General features: G+C 26.1%; 24 protein-coding genes. 20 read left to right on the top strand and 4 right to left on the bottom strand.

What is annotated here, in order from left to right; translation table 11 throughout:
- Positions 1 to 196: 196 nt before the first annotated feature.
- The 3 genes from I4U66_RS06710 (at position 197) to msrA (ending at position 3,500) form a co-directional block, all read left to right on the top strand.
- Positions 197 to 1,390: a pyridoxal phosphate-dependent aminotransferase gene (locus I4U66_RS06710; protein ID WP_092925342.1), complete on the top strand. Its 1,194-nt coding sequence runs from the start codon at positions 197 to 199 to the stop codon at positions 1,388 to 1,390.
- Between the two features lie 218 nt (positions 1,391 to 1,608).
- Positions 1,609 to 2,424, top strand: coding sequence for a CPBP family intramembrane glutamic endopeptidase (locus I4U66_RS06705; RefSeq protein WP_195928628.1), 816 nt, complete (start codon positions 1,609 to 1,611; stop codon positions 2,422 to 2,424).
- A 122-nt stretch (positions 2,425 to 2,546) separates the two neighbouring features.
- On the top strand, positions 2,547 to 3,500 hold the full coding sequence (msrA, locus tag I4U66_RS06700) for a peptide-methionine (S)-S-oxide reductase MsrA (protein ID WP_166505584.1): 954 nt from the start codon (positions 2,547 to 2,549) through the stop codon (positions 3,498 to 3,500).
- A 126-nt stretch (positions 3,501 to 3,626) separates the two neighbouring features.
- Here msrA and I4U66_RS06695 read toward each other — a convergent pair whose 3' ends face one another.
- Together I4U66_RS06695 and I4U66_RS06690 are read right to left on the bottom strand one after the other, a co-directional pair.
- Positions 3,627 to 3,830, bottom strand: a complete 204-nt coding sequence (locus tag I4U66_RS06695) for a hypothetical protein (RefSeq protein ID WP_092925346.1) — start codon at positions 3,828 to 3,830, stop codon at positions 3,627 to 3,629.
- Between the two features lie 158 nt (positions 3,831 to 3,988).
- Entirely contained in the window at positions 3,989 to 4,342 is a 354-nt protein-coding gene (locus I4U66_RS06690; RefSeq protein ID WP_092925348.1) for a hypothetical protein, read from the bottom strand.
- Positions 4,343 to 4,438: 96 nt separating this feature from the next.
- Between I4U66_RS06690 and I4U66_RS06685 the strand changes: the two genes are divergently transcribed.
- The 4 genes from I4U66_RS06685 to I4U66_RS06670 all read left to right on the top strand — a co-directional run bounded on the left by I4U66_RS06685 (position 4,439) and on the right by I4U66_RS06670 (position 8,939).
- On the top strand, positions 4,439 to 5,236 hold the full coding sequence (locus tag I4U66_RS06685; protein WP_092925350.1) for an HAD family hydrolase: 798 nt from the start codon (positions 4,439 to 4,441) through the stop codon (positions 5,234 to 5,236).
- Between the two features lie 200 nt (positions 5,237 to 5,436).
- Positions 5,437 to 6,225, top strand: coding sequence for an FAD binding domain-containing protein (locus I4U66_RS06680; RefSeq protein ID WP_092925352.1), 789 nt, complete (start codon positions 5,437 to 5,439; stop codon positions 6,223 to 6,225).
- A complete protein-coding gene (locus I4U66_RS06675; RefSeq protein WP_092925355.1) occupies positions 6,225 to 6,674 on the top strand; it encodes a (2Fe-2S)-binding protein in 450 nt (149 codons plus the stop codon). Before I4U66_RS06680 ends, I4U66_RS06675 begins: the two co-directional genes overlap by 1 nt.
- Positions 6,675 to 8,939 carry a xanthine dehydrogenase family protein molybdopterin-binding subunit gene (locus I4U66_RS06670; protein ID WP_195928627.1) on the top strand — a complete coding sequence of 755 codons (2,265 nt, stop codon included), beginning with the start codon at positions 6,675 to 6,677 and terminating at the stop codon, positions 8,937 to 8,939.
- Between the two features lie 151 nt (positions 8,940 to 9,090).
- Here I4U66_RS06670 and I4U66_RS06665 read toward each other — a convergent pair whose 3' ends face one another.
- Complete coding sequence (locus I4U66_RS06665) at positions 9,091 to 9,939, bottom strand: DegV family protein (protein WP_166505580.1); 849 nt, start codon at positions 9,937 to 9,939, stop codon at positions 9,091 to 9,093.
- 234 nt (positions 9,940 to 10,173) lie between these two features.
- Between I4U66_RS06665 and I4U66_RS06660 the strand changes: the two genes are divergently transcribed.
- The 4 genes from I4U66_RS06660 to I4U66_RS06650 all read left to right on the top strand — a co-directional run bounded on the left by I4U66_RS06660 (position 10,174) and on the right by I4U66_RS06650 (position 12,333).
- Entirely contained in the window at positions 10,174 to 10,923 is a 750-nt protein-coding gene (locus I4U66_RS06660) for an acyl-[acyl-carrier-protein] thioesterase (RefSeq protein ID WP_092925360.1), read from the top strand.
- Positions 10,924 to 11,089: 166 nt separating this feature from the next.
- Positions 11,090 to 11,218, top strand: a complete 129-nt coding sequence (locus I4U66_RS14935) for a hypothetical protein (protein ID WP_330617298.1) — start codon at positions 11,090 to 11,092, stop codon at positions 11,216 to 11,218.
- A gap of 2 nt (positions 11,219 to 11,220) precedes the next feature.
- Positions 11,221 to 12,021, top strand: a complete 801-nt coding sequence (locus tag I4U66_RS06655) for a DUF362 domain-containing protein (RefSeq protein ID WP_330617299.1) — start codon at positions 11,221 to 11,223, stop codon at positions 12,019 to 12,021.
- 87 nt (positions 12,022 to 12,108) lie between these two features.
- Complete coding sequence (locus I4U66_RS06650; protein ID WP_092925364.1) at positions 12,109 to 12,333, top strand: hypothetical protein; 225 nt, start codon at positions 12,109 to 12,111, stop codon at positions 12,331 to 12,333.
- Between the two features lie 40 nt (positions 12,334 to 12,373).
- On the opposite strand, the gene I4U66_RS06645 is transcribed toward I4U66_RS06650, so the two are convergent.
- Positions 12,374 to 12,724, bottom strand: coding sequence for a hypothetical protein (locus I4U66_RS06645; RefSeq protein ID WP_092925366.1), 351 nt, complete (start codon positions 12,722 to 12,724; stop codon positions 12,374 to 12,376).
- Positions 12,725 to 13,006: 282 nt separating this feature from the next.
- On the opposite strand from I4U66_RS06645, the gene I4U66_RS06640 reads away from it, so the two are divergent.
- The 9 genes from I4U66_RS06640 to I4U66_RS06600 all read left to right on the top strand — a co-directional run bounded on the left by I4U66_RS06640 (position 13,007) and on the right by I4U66_RS06600 (position 19,829).
- Positions 13,007 to 13,726, top strand: a complete 720-nt coding sequence (locus I4U66_RS06640; RefSeq protein WP_330383729.1) for a TVP38/TMEM64 family protein — start codon at positions 13,007 to 13,009, stop codon at positions 13,724 to 13,726.
- A gap of 82 nt (positions 13,727 to 13,808) precedes the next feature.
- On the top strand, positions 13,809 to 14,630 hold the full coding sequence (locus tag I4U66_RS06635; RefSeq protein ID WP_092925368.1) for a (Fe-S)-binding protein: 822 nt from the start codon (positions 13,809 to 13,811) through the stop codon (positions 14,628 to 14,630).
- A complete protein-coding gene (locus I4U66_RS06630) occupies positions 14,623 to 15,276 on the top strand; it encodes a TVP38/TMEM64 family protein (protein ID WP_166505576.1) in 654 nt (217 codons plus the stop codon). The genes I4U66_RS06635 and I4U66_RS06630 overlap by 8 nt, the downstream gene beginning before the upstream one ends.
- 16 nt (positions 15,277 to 15,292) lie before the next feature.
- Complete coding sequence (locus I4U66_RS06625; RefSeq protein WP_092925370.1) at positions 15,293 to 15,877, top strand: CDP-alcohol phosphatidyltransferase family protein; 585 nt, start codon at positions 15,293 to 15,295, stop codon at positions 15,875 to 15,877.
- A gap of 206 nt (positions 15,878 to 16,083) precedes the next feature.
- Positions 16,084 to 16,575, top strand: a complete 492-nt coding sequence (locus I4U66_RS06620; RefSeq protein ID WP_092925372.1) for a QueT transporter family protein — start codon at positions 16,084 to 16,086, stop codon at positions 16,573 to 16,575.
- Between the two features lie 18 nt (positions 16,576 to 16,593).
- Entirely contained in the window at positions 16,594 to 17,337 is a 744-nt protein-coding gene (locus I4U66_RS06615) for a cell division protein (protein ID WP_207733574.1), read from the top strand.
- A 106-nt stretch (positions 17,338 to 17,443) separates the two neighbouring features.
- Entirely contained in the window at positions 17,444 to 18,154 is a 711-nt protein-coding gene (gene yqeC, locus I4U66_RS06610; RefSeq protein WP_092925374.1) for a selenium cofactor biosynthesis protein YqeC, read from the top strand.
- Between the two features lie 90 nt (positions 18,155 to 18,244).
- Complete coding sequence (gene mocA / locus I4U66_RS06605; protein WP_092925376.1) at positions 18,245 to 18,823, top strand: molybdenum cofactor cytidylyltransferase; 579 nt, start codon at positions 18,245 to 18,247, stop codon at positions 18,821 to 18,823.
- Entirely contained in the window at positions 18,810 to 19,829 is a 1,020-nt protein-coding gene (locus I4U66_RS06600) for a molybdopterin-binding protein (protein ID WP_092925378.1), read from the top strand. Before mocA ends, I4U66_RS06600 begins: the two co-directional genes overlap by 14 nt.
- Positions 19,830 to 19,882 lie beyond the last annotated feature (53 nt).

Raw genomic sequence — 19,882 nt, 5'->3', positions numbered from 1 at the left:
CATTTATAAATATATACATATAGACAATAAAATTCAATATATTACTAAATTTACTTAATATATTGAAAATAATTACTTTTGGGTAAATATGTAAAAACATTAAAAAAAAATTATATTTATGTTAGAATATAGATGAAACGTTAATTAGATATCAAAAATAAAATAACTGACAATGAATCATTAGGAGGCAAACGTTATGAATATTTCTTCAAGAATAAAATCAGTACCAGCTTCTACTATAATGGAATTATTAACTTATTCAGCAGAAGCCAAGAAAAAAGGAAAAAAGGTTTATCATCTTAATATAGGTCAACCCGATATAATAACACCTAAAAGTTTCTTTGAAGCTATTTCAAGCAACAAAGAAGATGTATTAGAGTATGCTTTATCAGAAGGGTTAGACGAACTTAGAGAAGCTATAAAAAGATACTATAATGAATATAATATAGATTTTGAAAAGGAAGATATACTTATATTAAATGGTGGTAGTGAAGCATTATTTTTCTGCATGATAGCTTTATGTAATGAAGGAGACAATATATTAATACCAGAACCATTTTACTCAAACTACAATAGTTTTGCAAATTCAGTAGGTGTTGAGATCAAGCCAATAACTACACTTGCAGAAAATGGTTTCCACTTACCTAAAAAGGAAGAAATAGTAGAAAAGATAGACTCAAAAACTCGTGCTATATTATTCTCAAACCCAGGCAATCCAACAGGAGTAGTTTACTCTAAGGAAGAAATAAAAATGATTAGTGATATAGCTAAAGAACATGATTTATGGATAATAGCAGACGAAGTTTATAGAGAGTTTGTATATGATGGAGAATATACTAGTTTAGGAAGTGTTAAAGAAGTAGAAGATAGAGTTATAATAGTTGACAGTGTATCTAAAAGATATAGTGCTTGTGGAGCTAGAATAGGATCACTAGCATCTAAAAATAAAGAATTTATGGCACAAATATTAAAATTATGTCAAGCTAGGCTATCAGTACCTACTTTAGAGCAAATAGGAGCTGTAGAACTTTATAAAACTGATAAATCTTATCTACAAGATGTGAATAAAGAATATAAGGAAAGAAGAGACGTATTATATAATGAACTTGTAAAAGTACCTGGAGTTATATGTAAAAAACCAACTGGTGCATTTTATATAGTTGCTAAATTACCAGTTAAAAGTGCTGATGATTTTGTAAAATGGTTATTGAAAGATTTTGATATAGATGGAGAAACAGTTATGCCTTGTCCTGCTGAAGGATTTTATGCAACAGAAGGTCTTGGAAAAGATGAGATAAGACTTGCATATATATTAAATAAAGAAGATTTAGCTAAGGCATCTAAAATTTTAAAAGAAGGATTAGAAGCATATTTAGAACTTGATAAATAAATAAATAAAAAGGGTTTATATAGATTAATATATAAGCTCTTTTTTATTTAAAATAAAGTTATACATTTAAATTTAGGTAAGTAGCTTGTATATAAACAATAGTAATATTTTATTTTAAGTTAATGATAAATAATATTAATTTAAAATTGATATCTAATGATATAATATAAAGGGAAGTATTAAAATGTAAAAATCATATATGAACTAGGAGACATTTTATGAGGAGAAAGAGTGATATAAAAATAATAGATTTTATATTAATACAAGTAATATCATTTTTAATAGTACTAACCTTTAATTATAAGTATATAGGTATTCTTATAAATCTATCTATATATGATGATAGAAATAAGATACTTATTATTTGTACTCAGGTAATATCTATAATAATTTTATTATTATATTTAGGGATATCAATAGATGATATAAAAAAATCTTACATAGATTTCAAAGAAAAATTAGACATAAAAGAAATAATAGGACGATATATAAACTCCATTATGTTAAGCTTAGGAGTTACATTGCTATTAATATCTATAGCTATGTTAACTTATAAACCATATGAAAATAGCTTATTAACATCATCAGGTGATCCAATATATACAGGAAATATTATTATAATGATAGTAAGTGTAGCAATAATAGGACCAATATTAGAAGAAATAATATTTAGGAAAGTATTATTTATCAGTATATCTAAAAAATATAATTATAAAATTGGTATATTAATATCATCTATTTTATTCGGAATAGGTCATAGCATAGATAAATCTATACTTGCAAGTTTGTTTGGAGGGGTGCTTTGTATATTATATATAAAATATGAAAATATCTTAATTCCAATTTTTTTACATATTATAAATAACTCAATGTCTATAGTTTTAAAGTTACCACAAGAATCTAAGATAAATAAAAATATAGATATGACTACATCAACAATACATATGTACTTGATTTTAGGATTGGTCATAACGACACTTTCTGTATACTACTACATAAGATTTATAAATCTAAATAAAAAATATATTAAATAATAATAGTGCTAATATATATGAAGATTATAAAATATCTTTAGAAAAAGACTATATAAAAAGGAGATTATCTAATGTAGAAAAAGGGAATAAATAACGTATACATTTTATAAGGAGTGATAAGTTTGATAAAAAAGGCAACTTTTGCAGGTGGATGTTTTTGGTGTATGGTAAAACCTTTTGATAAATATGATGGAGTACTTAAAGTTGTATCAGGATATACTGGAGGACACACGAAAAATCCTACATATGAAGAAGTTTGTAGTGATAAAACAGGCCACATAGAGGCTATAGAAGTTACTTATGATGATGAAGTAATAAGCTATGATGAACTTTTAGATATATATTGGAAACAAATAGACCCAACAGATAGTTATGGTCAATTTAATGATAGAGGAGAAAAATATAAAACTGTAATATTTTATCATGATAAAGAGCAAAAAGAGATTGCTACTAGATCAAAGAAAAAACTAGAAAATAGTAAGGTATTTGATTCTGAAATAGTTACAGAGATAAGAGAGGCTACTAAATTTTACGAAGCGGAAGACTATCATCAAGATTATTATAAGAAAAATCCAAATCATTACTATATGTATTATGTAGGATCAGGTAGATATAAGTTTATAAAGGAAAATTGGGATAAAAATAATTTTAATAGAGAAGAACTAAAAAAGAAACTAACTCCAATTCAATTTGAAGTAACACAAAATGATAAGACTGAACCTGCATTTAAAAATAAGTATTTTGATAATAAAGAAGAAGGTATATATGTAGATATAGTAAGTGGTGAAGTTTTATTTTCATCAAAAGATAAATTTGATTCAGGATGTGGATGGCCAAGTTTTACAAAGCCAGTAAATAAAAATTCTATAATGGAAAAAAGTGATTTTTCTCATGGTATGTTCAGAACAGAAGTTAGAAGTAGCAAGGCCAATTCTCACTTAGGTCATGTATTTGATGATGGCCCTAAAGAAAAAGGTGGTCTTAGATACTGCATAAATTCAGCATCCTTAAACTTTATACCTAAAGAGAAAATGAAAGAAGAAGGATATGAAGACTATTTAAGCTTGTTTGAATAAGAGTCTTAGGTAATAAGGATTTTAAATTACAACAAAATTAAATATTAACTAAACTTTTTATAAACAAGAAATTTTATAAAGACATAAGACTAATATAAAAAATACCCTAGTAAGCTAGGGTATTTTTTACCATTTTTTAGACCAATCGCAGTAATGGTATTCATCTTTCCATATAAAATCAGTTGTTATTTTAAAATTACCATAATATTCAAATGAATTATAATAGATGTTAACAACGCTAAATTTAGTAGATAAATCCTTATCAATTATTACATTATACCCATCTACTTTAAATATATTATCATTTTCTTTTGCCTCATCCAGAGCCAAGTCAAATATAGGTCCATGTCATGCAATTTCTTTTAAATAAAGTCTTATATTTTTTAAATCAACATTATACTCTATAAATAAATTATCTAACGCATTTTTTGCTAAATCGGTTATATTTATAATCATAAGCCCTCCTAAAATTAATTTATTATGAATTATTATATCTTAGTTAATATAATATTATTGTTTTTATCGTCATATTTTATAGTATAATGACTTAATATTATAAGTATTTGATGTAAACCTACACTAGAAATTATACCCATAGAATTTAAGAATGAAACGTTTCCTATTTCAGATATTATTGGTGCAAAACCTATAAATCCTAAAAATGCCGAATCATCTATATTATTTTCTAGGGTATATTTGCATCTGTTTCGTTGTGCATGCGTTATATTAATATTGTTAAGCAACTTTAAAGAATTTACAATTTTAAAATTACTAACTACAATTTTATTTTCGTTATCGTTAAGGGCTATATCTAGATCTTTTTTTGATGAAACTATTTTCATAAAGCACAATCCTTTCTAAAAGTTTATAATTATTATATAATGTTGTATAAGTGATATACAATAAATTTACAAAATATATGGCAAGGAGTAAAGGGTATGATAAAATTAATCGGTTCAGATATGGATGGGACACTACTTGACTCAAATAAATGTGTTGATAAAGAATTTTATGAAGTTTTAGAACAACTTAATTCTAATAACATACTATTTGCAGCAGTAAGTGGTAGGGAAATACAGTCTTTAACTAATATATTTAAGAAAGAAATAATAGATAATATAATACTTGCACCTAACAATGGAAATTTAGTTGTCTATAAGGGCGAAGTTTTATATGAAAATTATATAGATAAGAAAAAATTAAAAAGTATATCAAACATTATAAGAAAATATGCTAATCATAATACTATATTTTGTGGAAAAGAAAAAACATATAGTGAAAGTTTGAAGGTTAAGATAGCTTGTAAAGCATGGAATACAGATGTTGAGGTTGTAGAAGATATAACCAAGATAAATGATAGTATAATGAAGGTTAGTGTTTTTGCAGATGAAAATATAATAAAAGACGTGTTAACAAATATTAAAGATTATAAGAAAGATTTAAGTATATCTATGTCTGGGCCTAATAGTCTAGATATATGTGAATCTAATGGAAATAAAAAGCAAGCTATAAAAGTAATACAAAAAAAATTTAATATATCATATGAAGAAACTATGGTATTTGGAGATCATATGAATGATTTAGAGATGATGGAATCGGCTTACTATAGTTTTGCAATGGGAAACGCAGAGGATAAAATAAAAGAAAAAGCAAGGTTTGTAACAAAAACCAATGATGAAAATGGAGTTATAGAAGCTATAAAAGAATTAGCTATAGGAAATGAAGCTTTTGCTTAATATTTAAATTTAAAGGTCATTCTAAAAAATATTTAGAATGACTTTTTTTATTAAAAATAGTAAATATATTTTAAGTTAAATAAAATCGAACTTACTTTTTAAATGGAAAATAAACGTTAGTATATATAACGAATTTTATTGTCTAGAATGGCTAAAATATGGTATAATTAATCAAAACTAATACAAATTGGGGAGGAAATATGTTTACACTTACAGACATTGTTCAACCGACAACAATAGAAGAAGCATATGCCATATTAATGAAAAGAAAAAATAATCAGATAATAGGTGGAAGTGCTTTTTTAAGGATGGGTAAAAAAAGAATAGGCACAGGAATAGAGTTATCTAATTTAAATCTAGATTATATAAAAGAAGATGAAGATTATGTTGAAATAGGTGCTATGACAACATTTAGAGAATTAGAAACTAGTGATATAATAAAAAATAACTTTGGTGATATTTTAAACCACAGTGTAAGAGATATAATAGGAGTTCAATTTAGAAGTGTTGTAACTGTAGGTGCTACAGTATTTTCTAAGTATGGATTTTCTGATTTAATAATAGCTCTACTTTGTTTAGATACTGAAATAGAGACTTTTAGTAAAGGAAGAATGACTTTAGATAAATTTTTAGATAAAGGTTATGAAAAAGATTTATTAACTAAGATATACATAAAAAAGAATAATAAAAAAGCATCATATAAATCTTTAAGAAATGCTAAAAGTGACTATCCAATAGTAAATGTAGCAGTATCAAAATTAGATAATACATTTAAAATATGTATAGGAGCTAGACCTCAAGTTGCAAAAGAAGCAAAAAATGCAAGTGAGTTTTTATCGAACAATAATATAACTGATGAAAATATAGATAAGGCTGTACAAATAGCAGTTGATGAATTATCTTTTGGAACTAATATGAAAGCATCTAAAGAATATAGATATGCTATGGCTAGGGTACTTATAAAAAGAGCTATAATGGAGGTTATATAATGTTAGTAGAACTTAAAGTAAATGGTAAAAAAAGAAAAGTTGACATAGAATGTGAAGAGTATTTAGTAGACACTTTAAGAAAATTAGGGAACTTAAGTGTAAAAAGAGGCTGTGATACAGGATGCTGTGGCTTATGTTCTATATGGATAGATAAAAAGCCAGTACTATCTTGTGCAACTTTAACAGTTAGAGCTATAAATAAAGAGATAACAACAATAGAAGGATTAGAAAAGGAAGCTAGTGACTTTGCTAAGATATTAGTTAGTGAAGGTTCTGAACAATGTGGATTTTGTTCACCAGGATTTATAATGACAGTAATAGCAATGAAAGAAGAATTAAACAATCCTACAGAAGAGGATATAATACACTACTTAACTGGAAATCTATGTAGATGTACAGGGTATATGGGACAGCTAAGAGCAGTTAAAACTTATCTGGGGGTAAATTAAATGAAGATAATAGGTAAAAGTATAGGTAAAATAGACGGAATGGCAATAGCTACAGGAAAACCAGTATATACAGACGATTTAGCATCAAAAGATGCTTTAGTTGTAAAAATACTAAGAAGCCCGTATGCATATGCGAAAATAAAAAATATAGACACTAAAAGAGCTTTATTAGTAGATGGAGTGGAATGTGTACTTACATATAAAGATGTACCAGATACTAGGTTTACACTAGCAGGTCAATCTTACCCAGAGCCATCGCCATATGATAGATTAATACTTGAAGATACTGTTAGATATGTAGGAGATGAAGTTGCAATAGTTGCTGCTAAGGATGAAAAAACAGCAGTTAAAGCTATGAATATGATAAAAGTAGAATATGAAGTACTAGAACCAGTACTTGATTTTGAAAAGGCAACTGAAACTAATATATTAGTTCATGATGAAGAGAGACATTGCAACTTTGATATAGGTATGATTAGAGAGAAAAATATAGTATCAACTCATAATTATACTAAAGGAGATGTAGAAAAAACTTTAAATGAATGTGACGTAGTTATAGAAGAAACATATTATACTCAATCACAACTTCATTCTATGATGGAAACTTATAGATCTTATAATTACCTAGATCATATGGGAAGATTGGTAGTAGTAAGTTCTACACAAATACCATTTCATGTTAGGCGACATCTATCGAGAGCTTTAAACATACCATCTAGTAAGATAAGAGTTATAAAACCAAGAATAGGTGGTGGTTTTGGAGGTAAGCAAACTGCTTGTGTTGAAATATTTAGTGCAATAGTTACACTTAAAACTGGAAAACCAGCCAAAATACTTTATGACAGAAAAGAAACTCAAAATTGTTCAACTAGTAGACATGCTATGAAATTAAATGTTAAAATAGGTGCCACTAAAGATGGAATAATAAAAGTTATAGATATAGATGCATTATCTGATACTGGTGCTTATGGAGAACATGCATCAACTACATTTGGATTAGTAGGTGAAAAAACTATGCCAATGTACAATAAATTAGAAGCATCTAGATTTAAAGGGCATGTAGTATATACTAATAAAATGCCAGCAGGAGCATTTAGAGGATATGGTGCTACTCAAGGATGTTTTGCAGTAGAGTCTACTATAAATAAATTAGCAAAAGAGATAAATATGGACCCAACTGAACTTAGGCTTAAAAATATAGTAAATGAAGGAGAAATTTCATTTGCATATGATAAGACTTTAAATTCAGTAGATCTAAAAGAGTGTATAGAAAAAGGGAAAAATCTTATAAAATGGAATGAAAAATACCCATCTAAAGACTTAGGAAATGGAAAAGTTAGAAGTGTTGGTATGGCACTTACTATGCAAGGTTCTGGAATTGCAGGGATAGATACAGCAAGTGCTGAAATAAGATTAAACGATGACGGAAATTATACATTACTAGTAGGCTCAACGGATATGGGTACGGGAAGTGACACTATACTTTCTCAAATGGCTTGTGAAATACTTGAAACTACCATGGATAAAATAACTGTAATAGCAGCAGATACAGATGTAGTTCCATATGATCCAGGTTCATATGCATCATCTACAACATATGTAACAGGTATGGCAGTAGTAAAAGCTGCTAATGAACTTAGAAATAAAATAATGAGTTTAGGAGCAACTAGACTTGGTGTAGATAAAGAAGATGTAGAGTTTGATGGGGAAAAAGTATTTACAGAAAATAAGTCTATATTAGTATTTGATATAGCTGTTGACTGTACCGTAGGGCCTGAAAAAAATCAATTAGTGGGATGTGCATCTCATGGTAGCCCTGTTTCACCTCCTCCATTTATAGCAGGATTTGTAGAAACTGAAATAGATAAAGAAACCGGTAAAGTTGATGTAATAGATTATGTAGCAGTAGTAGACTGTGGAACTGTTATAAATAAAAATCTTGCTAAAGTTCAAGTTGAAGGTGGAATAGTACAAGGTATAGGACTTGGATTATTTGAAGAAATAAGATATACGGATAAAGGTAAAATGGATACTAATACATTTATGCAATATAAAATACCAGCTAGATGCGATGTAGGTAATATAATAGTTGATTTTGTAGAAACTCATGAACCAACAGGTCCATTTGGAGCTAAGTCTGTTGGAGAGGTTGTTGTAAATACTCCAGCACCGGCTATACAAGATGCTATATACAATGGTGTAGGTGTTAGAATAAATAATTTACCAATGACTCCAGAAAAAATATTTATGGCTATGAATAAATAATTGTAAATATGAATAAATATTATAAAAAGGTATGAAATACAACTTGTATTTCATACCTTTTATAATATTTAAAAGTTATTTACTTAAATAAAAATGAAAAATATGTAATTTATAAAATGCTATCATTAAATAATAAGTGCCTAAAATTATATTATTTTGTAAAGTAAGCAATACCTATACTTCCAGGTCCAACATGAACACCTACAATAGGCCCTATAGATTGTATTTTAACAGGAATATTTAACTTAGCTTCTAAAGCTTTAGCAAGCTCTAATCCATCTTCCTCACAGTTTATATGATGGACTATAACATCTCCAAGTCCGTTTTTTTCGATATCTTCAAACACGGTATTAGCAATAGTATTAATTGCTTTTTTTCTAGTTCTAACTTTAGTATATACTCCAGTTATACCATCTCTAACAGTAAGAATTGGTTTTATTTGAAGTAAAGTACCTAAAAGGGCAGAAGCTGAACCTATTCTACCGCCTTTTTTTAAATACTCCAGTGTTTCTGGTGTAAATAAGAAATTGCTTTTATCAAGTGTATGATTTACTATATCAACTATTTCGTCTTTTGATTTTCCTTCTAAAGATGCTTTAGCACCTTCAATAGCTGCAAATCCCATTTGCATACAAGTAGTCTTAGAGTCGATTATTGTAATATCGGCATCTGGATAATTTTCAATTGTCATATTCTTTATTAAGTTAGCATTTGAAAAAGTTCCGCTTAGTTTAGAAGATAAGAATATTCCTACAATAGAATCTCCATTTTTTACTATTTTCTCAAATGTATCTAACATTTCTTCGGGAAATGGTTGAGATGATTTAGGGATTTCCTCACATTTTTCCATATCATCATAAAAGACTTTGTTATCTACATCTAGCTCACGTATACTGTTATTATCCATAACTACATTTAATGAGACGATAGATATGTCATATTTTTGTATATACTCATTAGGTATATAAGAAGTACTATCGGTAACTATTTTTACAGCCATATATATATATCTCTCCTTTTTTATATGAACAATATTATAATAAATATATTATAACTTGGTAATAGAATATTAAATAATTACTCTATAATAGAATTATATACTAAATTGGCAACTAAGTAAAATATATAGTTTTTGAGTTTAATTATGTAAAATAATATTAATTTGATTTCGAATATAATTTGAAGTATAATCAATAAAGTAGAGGAATAATTACAAGTATTAGGAGTTTTAATTATGTCTAAAGTATTTGAAAAAATATATGAAGTAACGTATAGAGATACGAATATAAGAGGCGAATGTAATTTTTCGTCATATATGGATTTTATGTCAGATGCAGCATTTAGCCAGGATATTAGCTTAGGAGCATCATTTACTGATTTTAAAGAAAGTGATTATACTTGGGTTATATTTAATTATGATATAAAAGTACATGGTAAAGCTAATTATAAAGAAAAGCTTAAAATTGTAACATATGTAAAAGCATTTAGAAAGTTTTATGCACTTAGAAACTTTAAAATATATAATGAAAAAGAAGAATTAATATTAAGTGGAGACACTTTAGCATTTTATATAGATATAAAAAAAGCTAAGCCTTGCAGTATACCAAGTAGCTATTATGAGAGATATGAAGTAAAAGAGGATAGAAGTGTTAAGATAAATAAGTTAAAAATGAGAAGACCATCTAGAATAGATATATCTAAGAATTTTGATATAAGATACTCTGATATAGATATAAATATACATGTAGGTAATTCTCATTATATAATGTGGATAATAGATTCAATGCCTTTTGAAGTACTTAAAAACTATAGAATAAGTGAACTTTTAGTAGCTTATGAAAAGCAGCTTAAATATAATAATGAAGTAGTGGTAGAAAGTCAGATAGAATATGAAGACGATTATATAATAGCAATACATCAAATAGTTGATGAAAATAAAAATGAAATATCCCTTCTTGAAAGTAAATGGGTAAAAATAGTCTAAGTTTTATACAAACTTAGACTATTTTTATATATGAAATTAGAATCCTTTAGTAGTTGCTAGTATTTTATTTAAATATATGAAAATAATAGATATATAAATATTGATGATAATAGCTAGTTACATAAAATTTAAAATTTTAAAAAAATACTAAAGAAGAGGTGATTTTATGATAAGAGAGAGAAGGATTAAAGAACCTATAGTTTCAATAACTAAGGCAATGACAGAATCTAAATCATTAGAAAAAGCTTTAGATTTATTGCCAATAGATAAAATTATAAAAAAGGAGACGCAGTAGTTATAAATCCTAACTGGGTAAAAGATAGCAAACCAAAAGATGCAGGAATTGTAGGTCCTAAAACTTTAAAAACACTTATACAGTATATAAAAGAAAAAGAACCTAGCAAAATATATATAGCAACAGGATCTGGAAGTAAAAAGACTACAGAGGTTATGAAAAATGTAGGGTATGACAAAATAATAGAAGAAGAAAAAATAGAATTTGTTGATATGAATTATGGTCCATATATAGATTTAAAGCTAAAGCATGACATAATAAAATCAACTCCTATAAATGAAATAGTAAATAAAGCAGATGTAATAATATCATTTACTCAGTTAAAGCATCATGAAGAAGCAACAATAACAAGTGCGATAAAAAATATAGCAATGGGATGGCCGCCAGCAGAAATCCATGGGTATCCAAAAAAAAATACAGGGATTCATAAGGACTTGCATGGATTCATAAGAGCTATGGCAAATGAAATACCTATAGACTTAAGTATAATAAGCTGTGATAAAGCTATGGTAGGTACAGGACCTCATAATGGAATGGCAGTAGATACACCAGGACTTATTATAGCATCAACAGATCCACTAGCAGCAGATTGCATAGGAGCAAGGCTTCTAGGCTTTTTACCACAAGCAGTATGTTATCTCTATGGATTAGATAAAGATAACATAGGAGAATCTGACCCTAAGAATATGGAAATAAAAGGGTTAAGCTTAGAAGAAGCAGAAAAGATATTTAGCAAGTGTGCATATGGTGATAGTGAAGTAAGGGTTGATAAAGAAAAGCTTAAAGATATACATGGTAGATAGATATATAAATTGGTAATGTTTTATAAGAATTTTAAATTATAGAAGTGAAATAATATATATAGAAATAAAACCAAAGGATGTGGCAACATGACTAACCAAAAAAAACATAGCACTAGAAGAATGCAAGATTATGAAAATGAAAAAATAGAAATAGCACATGAATTAGGTATAAATGGAGCTAATGAAACTGAAGTAAATGCTAAGATGGCATCAGAAAATGAAGCTATCTATAGCAGCAAAACTAGAACTAAAAATAGTAATTTAAATAATGATCAAAAAACAGCAAGAGAAAAAAATTACTATAGAGAGTAATGTTAAATAAAAAGGCTATAATGCATAAATTATAGCCTTTTTATTTTTTGTCACTATATTTTTTTATGTATTTTTTCTTAATTTTTTTTACTTTTTTTCTTGAGGTATTTCTTAAAAATACTTCATTAATTTCATCAACTTCTGCTTCATCATTTAAATTTTCTAATTCTTTATTGACTTCTCTACATACTATTCTACTTTCAGAGACTAAAGATAACTGTTCTCCTAAAACTATAAAAAATGTACCAAGAAGTGCTAATTCTTCATCGTTTTCTATTTCTTGACCTATGATTGCTGCCAATATAGTAACTAGTATAAGATTTTGATTAGAAAATGAATTACAATTATTGACTAGTAAATTACAGTTATTAAGACCTTTATTTCTAGGCATAAAACCTCCAATTATACATATTAATATTTATGATATGCATCTTGATAAAAATTGTTACACAAAATTTATATATAAATAAATTTTTGTAAAATATAAATTATGTATAGAAAAAATCAATATATGTAGTTATTGGTATATAAAATTACAATATATATATTTATAAGAATTTTGCACTGTTTATGCTAAAATATTTAAGAATGACTTTAAAAATTTAAATATTATTATGAATTATATTAAAAATGGTCATAATGTCATAAAAAATATATAAATAGGACATAGTAGGTGATAAAAATAGATAATAAATTAAAAAATATATCAGTAAAAATAGGTGTATCGTTATTAGTAATAGGTATATATTTATTTATACCGCAGATAAATAAAGGTATAAATCAGATGATATTTTATTTAAGTATGCTAAACATAGATGCTATAAAAGAATATATATTATCTTTTGGTATATTAGCACCTATAATATCTTTTTTACTTATGATACTTCAATCAGTGGCAGCACCACTTCCAGCATTTTTAATAACTTTTGCTAATGCGGCTTTATTTGGGTGGGTAAAAGGAGCAATGCTTTCATGGACTAGTTCAATGGTAGGAGCAGCATTATGCTTTTATATAGCAAGGTTTTTAGGTAGAGATGTAGTTATAAAGCTTACAAGCAAATATGCATTAGATAACATAGATAACTTCTTTGACAAGTACGGAAAACATACAATCTTAATAGCTAGATTACTACCATTTATATCTTTTGACCTTGTTAGCTACGCAGCAGGTCTTACTTCAATGAAGTTTAGTTCATTTTTTATAGCAACAGGCATAGGACAGCTTCCTGCAACTATAATATATTCTTATGTTGGAGATATGTTAACAGGTTCCTTAAAATTTGTAGTAACAGGCCTTATGATATTATTTGCATTAAGTATACTTGTATATATGCTTAAAAAGATTTACAATGAAAAAAATAGTAATTTAAATAAATCTTTAAAAGAAAAATAATGTGGATTGGCTAAGCCAATCCATATTGTTTTGTAAATTATATAAAAAATTATTTTAAAATAAGTTTAAGGAAGGTGATAAAATGAGTAAACTACCATATAAAATACATCAAATTAGCAGCAATAATAAATTATTTAGAAAAACTTTTATAGATGAAGATGCTGATGTATTATTTATGCCAGGGTGTAGTTTGAGTGGGTATGATGAAAAGATTATACTAAATATATATAATTATTTAAGAGGTCATATAAAAAATATAGGAATAACTTTTTCTTGTTGTTATAAACCAAGTATAATGATAAAAGATTATAAATCATTTGAAAAATACTATAAAAATTTAGATGAAACTCTAAATACTAACAATGTTAAAAAGGTTATAACGTCATGTCCTAATTGTTATAAAAGTTTAAGTGAAAATAGTAAAAATATAGAAGTATATTTTTTATTAGATGTCATAAGAGAATTTGGATTAGATAATAGGTTAATTGGATATTATAGTGATCTAAATATAGAATTTGCAATACATGATTCCTGCGCAATAAGAGGTGTTGAATCTATATATACAAGTGCTAGAGATATACTTAAAAGCTTAGGAATTAAATACACTGAATTTGAAAAAAATAGAAGTAGTTCTATGTGTTGTGGAGCTATATTTACAGACAATGAAAATAAGAAAAAACAACTTAAAAAAAGATGTTCTCAAACAAAAAGTGATTATACTATATGTTACTGTGAAACATGTGTTAAGTTTATGATAAATGGAGGGAAAAATTCAATTCATATATTAGACTTAATTTTTAATGAAGAATATTTAAACAAAGATAAGTTTACACAATATAATAAATCTAGTATAAATTCATGGATAAATAGATATAAACTAAATAATAGGAGAAAATATGAATAATAAGTTAAAAAAAATACTAGTCATAATAGGGATATTAGCTTTTGTAGTAATTACAAATAGATATATAGGTAATAATGTTGATATATATACAATAAAAGAATATGTAAAAACATTTGGTGTATTAGCTCCACTTATATATATAGTGATGTTTTCATTAGTACCTCTAACATTTTTTCCAGATTCAGTACTTGCAATATCAGCAGGTCTAATATTTGGATTTAGTAAGGGGTATATATATACAACAATAGGAGCTTTAATAGGTGCAAGTATAGCATTTTTTATAGCTAGGTATTTAGGAAAAGAAATAATTAAAAGAAAGTCAAGTGATAAGTTAGAAAAAATAGAAAGATTAATAGAAAAAAATGGATTTTATATAATATTTCTATTAAGGTTAATACCACTATTTCCATTTGATGTAATAAGCTATGGAGCAGGTATTACAAATGTAAAATATAAGGATTTTATACTAGCTACACTATTTGGAACTATTCCTGGTATAGCAGTATTTACAAATATAGGGGCTACTTCTTTAAATATAAAAAGTACTAGCTTTTATATTTCAATAGCTCTTTTAGTATTATTATTTACTGTATCAATATTTTTAAAAAATAAATTTCTAAAAGATAAATTAGAAGAAAAACATTAAATAGAAGGGAAATAATATGTTAGACACACATGCTAGAAAATATGTAAATCCATTTATAGAATTTGGAGCAAATATATTTATAAAAAGAAAAATTAGCGCAAACACTGTAACTACACTAGCTCTTATACTGGGGGTATTATCAGCAGTATTATTATATTTAGATAAAAATATACTAGCTGTAATGCTACTTTGGATATCTGGATACTTAGATGCAGTAGATGGAAGTATAGCTAGAAAAACAGACTCATCATCTAGTTTTGGAACAGTGTTAGATGTTACGTTTGATAGGATAGTAGAAATAGGTATAATATTTGTAAGTGCACTAAAATTTGAAGAGATAAGATTAAATATTATTGTATTATTAGCTTGTATATTAATATCAATGGTAATATTTTTAACAGTTGGTGCAGTTAGTGAAAAAAGCGGAATAAAATCATTTTATTATCAAGCAGGAGTAGCTGAAAGAAGTGAAGGATTTATAATGTTATCTCTTATGATGATTTTTGAAAGTTATTTAGGTATAGTAGTTAATATATTTTCGTTTATAGTTATAATAACAGCACTTCAAAGAATGATTGAAGCTAAAAACATATTAAAGTAATATTAAAATATTTGAAATAAAAAAATATATATTATATAATATCGTAAGTAACCTTAAAAAGACAGTTCGAAAGCCTCCTGTCTATAAAAAAAACTACGGTTAAAATAGGCATTTAATTAACTGCCATTAAAACTGTAGAATTTCTACGGTTTTTATTTTTTCCAAGTAGATTAGGCTATAAATAATAAGCACTTAGGAGAAAAAAGATGAGAAACAACACTAAAAAGATAGTTAAAACTGGAGTAGTAGCAGGTGTTTATGCAGCAGTTACTTTAGCTTTTGGTTTTATAAGTTATGGAACAATACAATTTAGAATAGCTGAGGTTATGACACTACTACCACTTATAAGTAAGGAATACATATTAGCTTTGACAATAGGATGTTTTTTAGCTAATGTAATAGGTCCTTATGGTGTTCCTGATATTATATTTGGAACTTTGGCAACATTTATAAGTGTATACTTAGTTTACCTAACAGGTAAAACAATGAAAGGAAAAAAAGGTTATGTACTAATCGCATCATTATGGCCAACAATAGTAAATGCTATAATAATAGGTATTATGCTAAATAAATTATTTGGTGTGCCTCTTATACTTTCAATGCTACAAGTAGGTTTTGGACAATTTGTAGTAATAACTATAATTGGTGTTCCATTATTTAAGATATTAGAAAATAAATATCTTAAACTATTAAAGTAATCTGATTAAGGAGATATTATGAATATAGAAGAAAAATTAGAAAAAGCTAAAATAATAGGTATAGGAAATGATGGAATAAATACATTAAATTCTATTAAATTTAAATTAGAAAATAATATGGATATAGAAGAAATATCTATAAATCAAGATGTAGATAAGGATTATGTTAGAGAATTATTAGATGGAGTAGACTTATTATTTTTAACTTATAATAGTGAAGATAAAAAGGCATTACAGATAGTCAATGCAATAGGATATATGGCAGATGAAAGAAGAATATTAAGTATAGGAATAGATTCTTCTAATAAAGAAAATAAAGACGAAGTAAATATAAATAGAGAATTTAAAGTAGATGAAGCTTCAATGGATAAATTTATAAATTTAGTAAATATGTTAGTTGAATCTATATCATATCAATGCATGATAAACTTAGACTTAACAGATTTAAAAGAAACTTTATGTACAGATGGTGGAATAAAATATTCTTATAAAGAGTTTGGTAAAGACATATCTAAAGAAGACATGGTAAGAAATTTACTAGAAAATGTAAGTGGATCACATAATGAACTTTTAAATAAAAAGCAAATAATATTTATTGAAATGGGATCTAATTATTGCAAAGAAGATGAAATGATATTTGTTGTAAATGATATATTAACTATTATAAAAGAAAAAAGCGAAAATTCTTGTGATAGCATTTTCTCATTGTATGTAAAAGAACAAACAAAAGATAAAATAAAAATAGGATTAGTATGTAATTAATCTGTATAAATCCATAGAATAATGTTATAATTATTCTATGGATTCTTTATTTTACATTAAAAAAATATTAAATAAAAGTTTATAAATATATAAAGTTAGGGTAGATATGAATTTAAAAGAAGCATTAAACTTAAGAGAACAAGAGATTATAACAGTAATAGGAGCTGGAGGAAAAACCTCACTTATAAATAAGTTGGCATCTAGCATTAATAGCAAAAAAATACTTATAAGCACAACAACAAAAATATATGTACCGCCAAAAGAATTATATGACAATATGTACATATTAGATAGTGCAAAATATAAAAAATGTGAAAAAGAAAGAGTCGTTATTGTTGGATCATATATAAATTTAGATAATAAGATAATAGGGCTAGATTTTTATGATTTAGATAAGATCAAAGGTGATTTTGATGTTCTTTTAATAGAAGGTGATGGTTCTAAGAGAAAAAAGCTTAAAGGATGGAATATAAACGAGCCGGTAGTATATCCTAAAACCACGAAAGTTATAGGGGTATTAGATATAACTTCTTATGATATGTGTATAAACGATAAAAATATACATAGACTTAAAGAATTTGAAAAATTAACAAACACTAAAAATAAAGTAACTATAGAAAATATGGTTGATATAGTAATAAATAAAAATGGTATGTTTAAAAATATCAATTGTGAAAAAATATTATTAATCAATAAAGTAGAAACAAAAAAGCATTTAGATATAGCAAAAAATCTTATTAACAGTATTAATAAACATGAACATAATATAAAAATAATATATGGAAGTATATTAAATGATTTATTTTATTGTGTATAGAATATAAGATTTATTTTAATATCATAAATAATTAGTGTTTTATATTTGTATAAAAATAAACTTTTTAATAAATTAATAAGGATATAAAAAATGATAACAGCGATTATAATGGCATCAGGGCTATCAAAAAGAATGGGAGAAAATAAGCTCTTACTAAAATACAAAGATAAAACTATAATAGAATATGTATTTGATGAAATATCAAAAGTTGAATTTAAAGAAGTTATAGTTGTTAGTTCATATGATGAAATAAAGGATATTTCAAAAAAATACAACTATAAATATATAGAAAATAAAAAAAATTATATAGGTCAAAGTGAATCTATAAGATTAGGTATAAATAATAGCAAGCAATCCTTTGGATATATGTTTTTTGTAGGAGATCAACCTTTAATTGATAGCAAATATATAAATAAAATGATAGAAGAATTTAATGAAAATAAAGATTTTATAATAATTCCAAGATATAAAGATAGAAAAGGAAATCCTGTAATATTTCCAGAGTATAAAAGAGAGGAATTATTAAGTTTAAAAGAAGATGAAAAAGGTAAAAAAGTTATAACTAATTCATGTAAAATAAAATATGTAGATGTCAGTGAGTATATGTTATTTGATATTGACACAAAAAAAGACTATATACAATTAGGGGGAATATATGAAAAAGATTAAAACAGTAGATGCTATAGGACATATACTTTGTCATGATATAACAAAGATAATTCCAGGTGAATTTAAAGGAGTTGCTTTTAAAAAAGGTCATATAGTAAAAAAAGAAGATATAGAAGTTTTACTATCATTAGGTAAAGATCATCTATATGTTTGGGAAAAAAATGAAGATATGGTTCATGAAAATGATGGCGCTATATTTTTAAAAGATTTAACAGCAGGAGAAAATTTAGATTTTAGTGATATAAAAGAAGGTAAAATAGATTTTATATCAAATAAATATGGACTTTTAAAAATAGACGTAGATACATTATTAGAACTTAATATGATAGATGATATAATGTTATCTACCCTACATAATAATTTTATAGTAAATAAAGGAACTAAAGTAGCAGGAACAAGAGTGATTCCTTTACTAATAGATAAAAATAAGCTAACCGAAGCAAAAAATATAGTAGGTAATAAAAAAATAGTAAATGTAGTAGAGTTTAAACCTAAGAAGGTTGGTATAGTTACAACTGGAAATGAAGTATTTTATAAAAGAATAGTAGATAAATTTGGACCTGTTATAAAAGAAAAGGTTGAAAAGTTTGGGTGTGAAGTTATAGGTCAAGCTATATGTAAAGATGATACTATTATGATAAAAAATGCTATAGAAGATTTTATAAATCAAGGTGCAGAACTTATATGTTGCACAGGTGGTATGAGTGTAGATCCAGATGATGTAACACCTACTGCTATAAAAGAAAGTGGAGCAAGTATAATAACCTATGGTTCACCAATACTTCCTGGGGCAATGTTTTTATTAGCATATAAAGGTGATATACCTATAATGGGGATACCAGGATGTGCAATGTATAATAAAACAACAGTATTTGATGTTATTTTACCAAGAGTACTAGTAGATGAAAAATTAACTAAAAAAGATATAGCAATGTATGGGCATGGTGGACTTTGTATGAATTGCGATATTTGCACATATCCAGCCTGTAATTTTGCTAAGGTGTAGTACTCATCAGTTGACTAAATTAAATATTTATTATATTATAAAAATGTTATGTA

It is taken from the genome of Romboutsia sp. D33t1_170424_H2, from assembly GCF_015669105.1.
Taxonomy (GTDB): domain Bacteria; phylum Bacillota; class Clostridia; order Peptostreptococcales; family Peptostreptococcaceae; genus Romboutsia_C; species Romboutsia_C hominis.
The sequence above is the reverse complement of the archived record's forward strand: the minus strand, read 5'-3'. Positions and strand labels throughout refer to the sequence as shown.

Coding starts and splice junctions, on each gene's coding strand:
- I4U66_RS06680 (WP_092925352.1), top strand. CDS start 5,437: ATGTTTACACTTACAGACATTGTTCAACCGACAACAATAGAAGAAGCA.
- I4U66_RS06685 (WP_092925350.1), top strand. CDS start 4,439: ATGATAAAATTAATCGGTTCAGATATGGATGGGACACTACTTGACTCA.
- I4U66_RS06600 (WP_092925378.1), top strand. CDS start 18,810: ATGAAAAAGATTAAAACAGTAGATGCTATAGGACATATACTTTGTCAT.
- I4U66_RS06660 (WP_092925360.1), top strand. CDS start 10,174: ATGTCTAAAGTATTTGAAAAAATATATGAAGTAACGTATAGAGATACG.
- I4U66_RS14935 (WP_330617298.1), top strand. CDS start 11,090: ATGATAAGAGAGAGAAGGATTAAAGAACCTATAGTTTCAATAACTAAG.
- I4U66_RS06670 (WP_195928627.1), top strand. CDS start 6,675: ATGAAGATAATAGGTAAAAGTATAGGTAAAATAGACGGAATGGCAATA.
- I4U66_RS06690 (WP_092925348.1), bottom strand. CDS start 4,342: ATGAAAATAGTTTCATCAAAAAAAGATCTAGATATAGCCCTTAACGAT.
- I4U66_RS06710 (WP_092925342.1), top strand. CDS start 197: ATGAATATTTCTTCAAGAATAAAATCAGTACCAGCTTCTACTATAATG.
- I4U66_RS06620 (WP_092925372.1), top strand. CDS start 16,084: ATGAGAAACAACACTAAAAAGATAGTTAAAACTGGAGTAGTAGCAGGT.
- I4U66_RS06615 (WP_207733574.1), top strand. CDS start 16,594: ATGAATATAGAAGAAAAATTAGAAAAAGCTAAAATAATAGGTATAGGA.
- I4U66_RS06705 (WP_195928628.1), top strand. CDS start 1,609: ATGAGGAGAAAGAGTGATATAAAAATAATAGATTTTATATTAATACAA.
- I4U66_RS06625 (WP_092925370.1), top strand. CDS start 15,293: ATGTTAGACACACATGCTAGAAAATATGTAAATCCATTTATAGAATTT.
- I4U66_RS06665 (WP_166505580.1), bottom strand. CDS start 9,939: ATGGCTGTAAAAATAGTTACCGATAGTACTTCTTATATACCTAATGAG.
- yqeC (WP_092925374.1), top strand. CDS start 17,444: ATGAATTTAAAAGAAGCATTAAACTTAAGAGAACAAGAGATTATAACA.
- I4U66_RS06645 (WP_092925366.1), bottom strand. CDS start 12,724: ATGCCTAGAAATAAAGGTCTTAATAACTGTAATTTACTAGTCAATAAT.
- I4U66_RS06675 (WP_092925355.1), top strand. CDS start 6,225: ATGTTAGTAGAACTTAAAGTAAATGGTAAAAAAAGAAAAGTTGACATA.
- I4U66_RS06635 (WP_092925368.1), top strand. CDS start 13,809: ATGAGTAAACTACCATATAAAATACATCAAATTAGCAGCAATAATAAA.
- I4U66_RS06650 (WP_092925364.1), top strand. CDS start 12,109: ATGACTAACCAAAAAAAACATAGCACTAGAAGAATGCAAGATTATGAA.
- mocA (WP_092925376.1), top strand. CDS start 18,245: ATGATAACAGCGATTATAATGGCATCAGGGCTATCAAAAAGAATGGGA.
- I4U66_RS06630 (WP_166505576.1), top strand. CDS start 14,623: ATGAATAATAAGTTAAAAAAAATACTAGTCATAATAGGGATATTAGCT.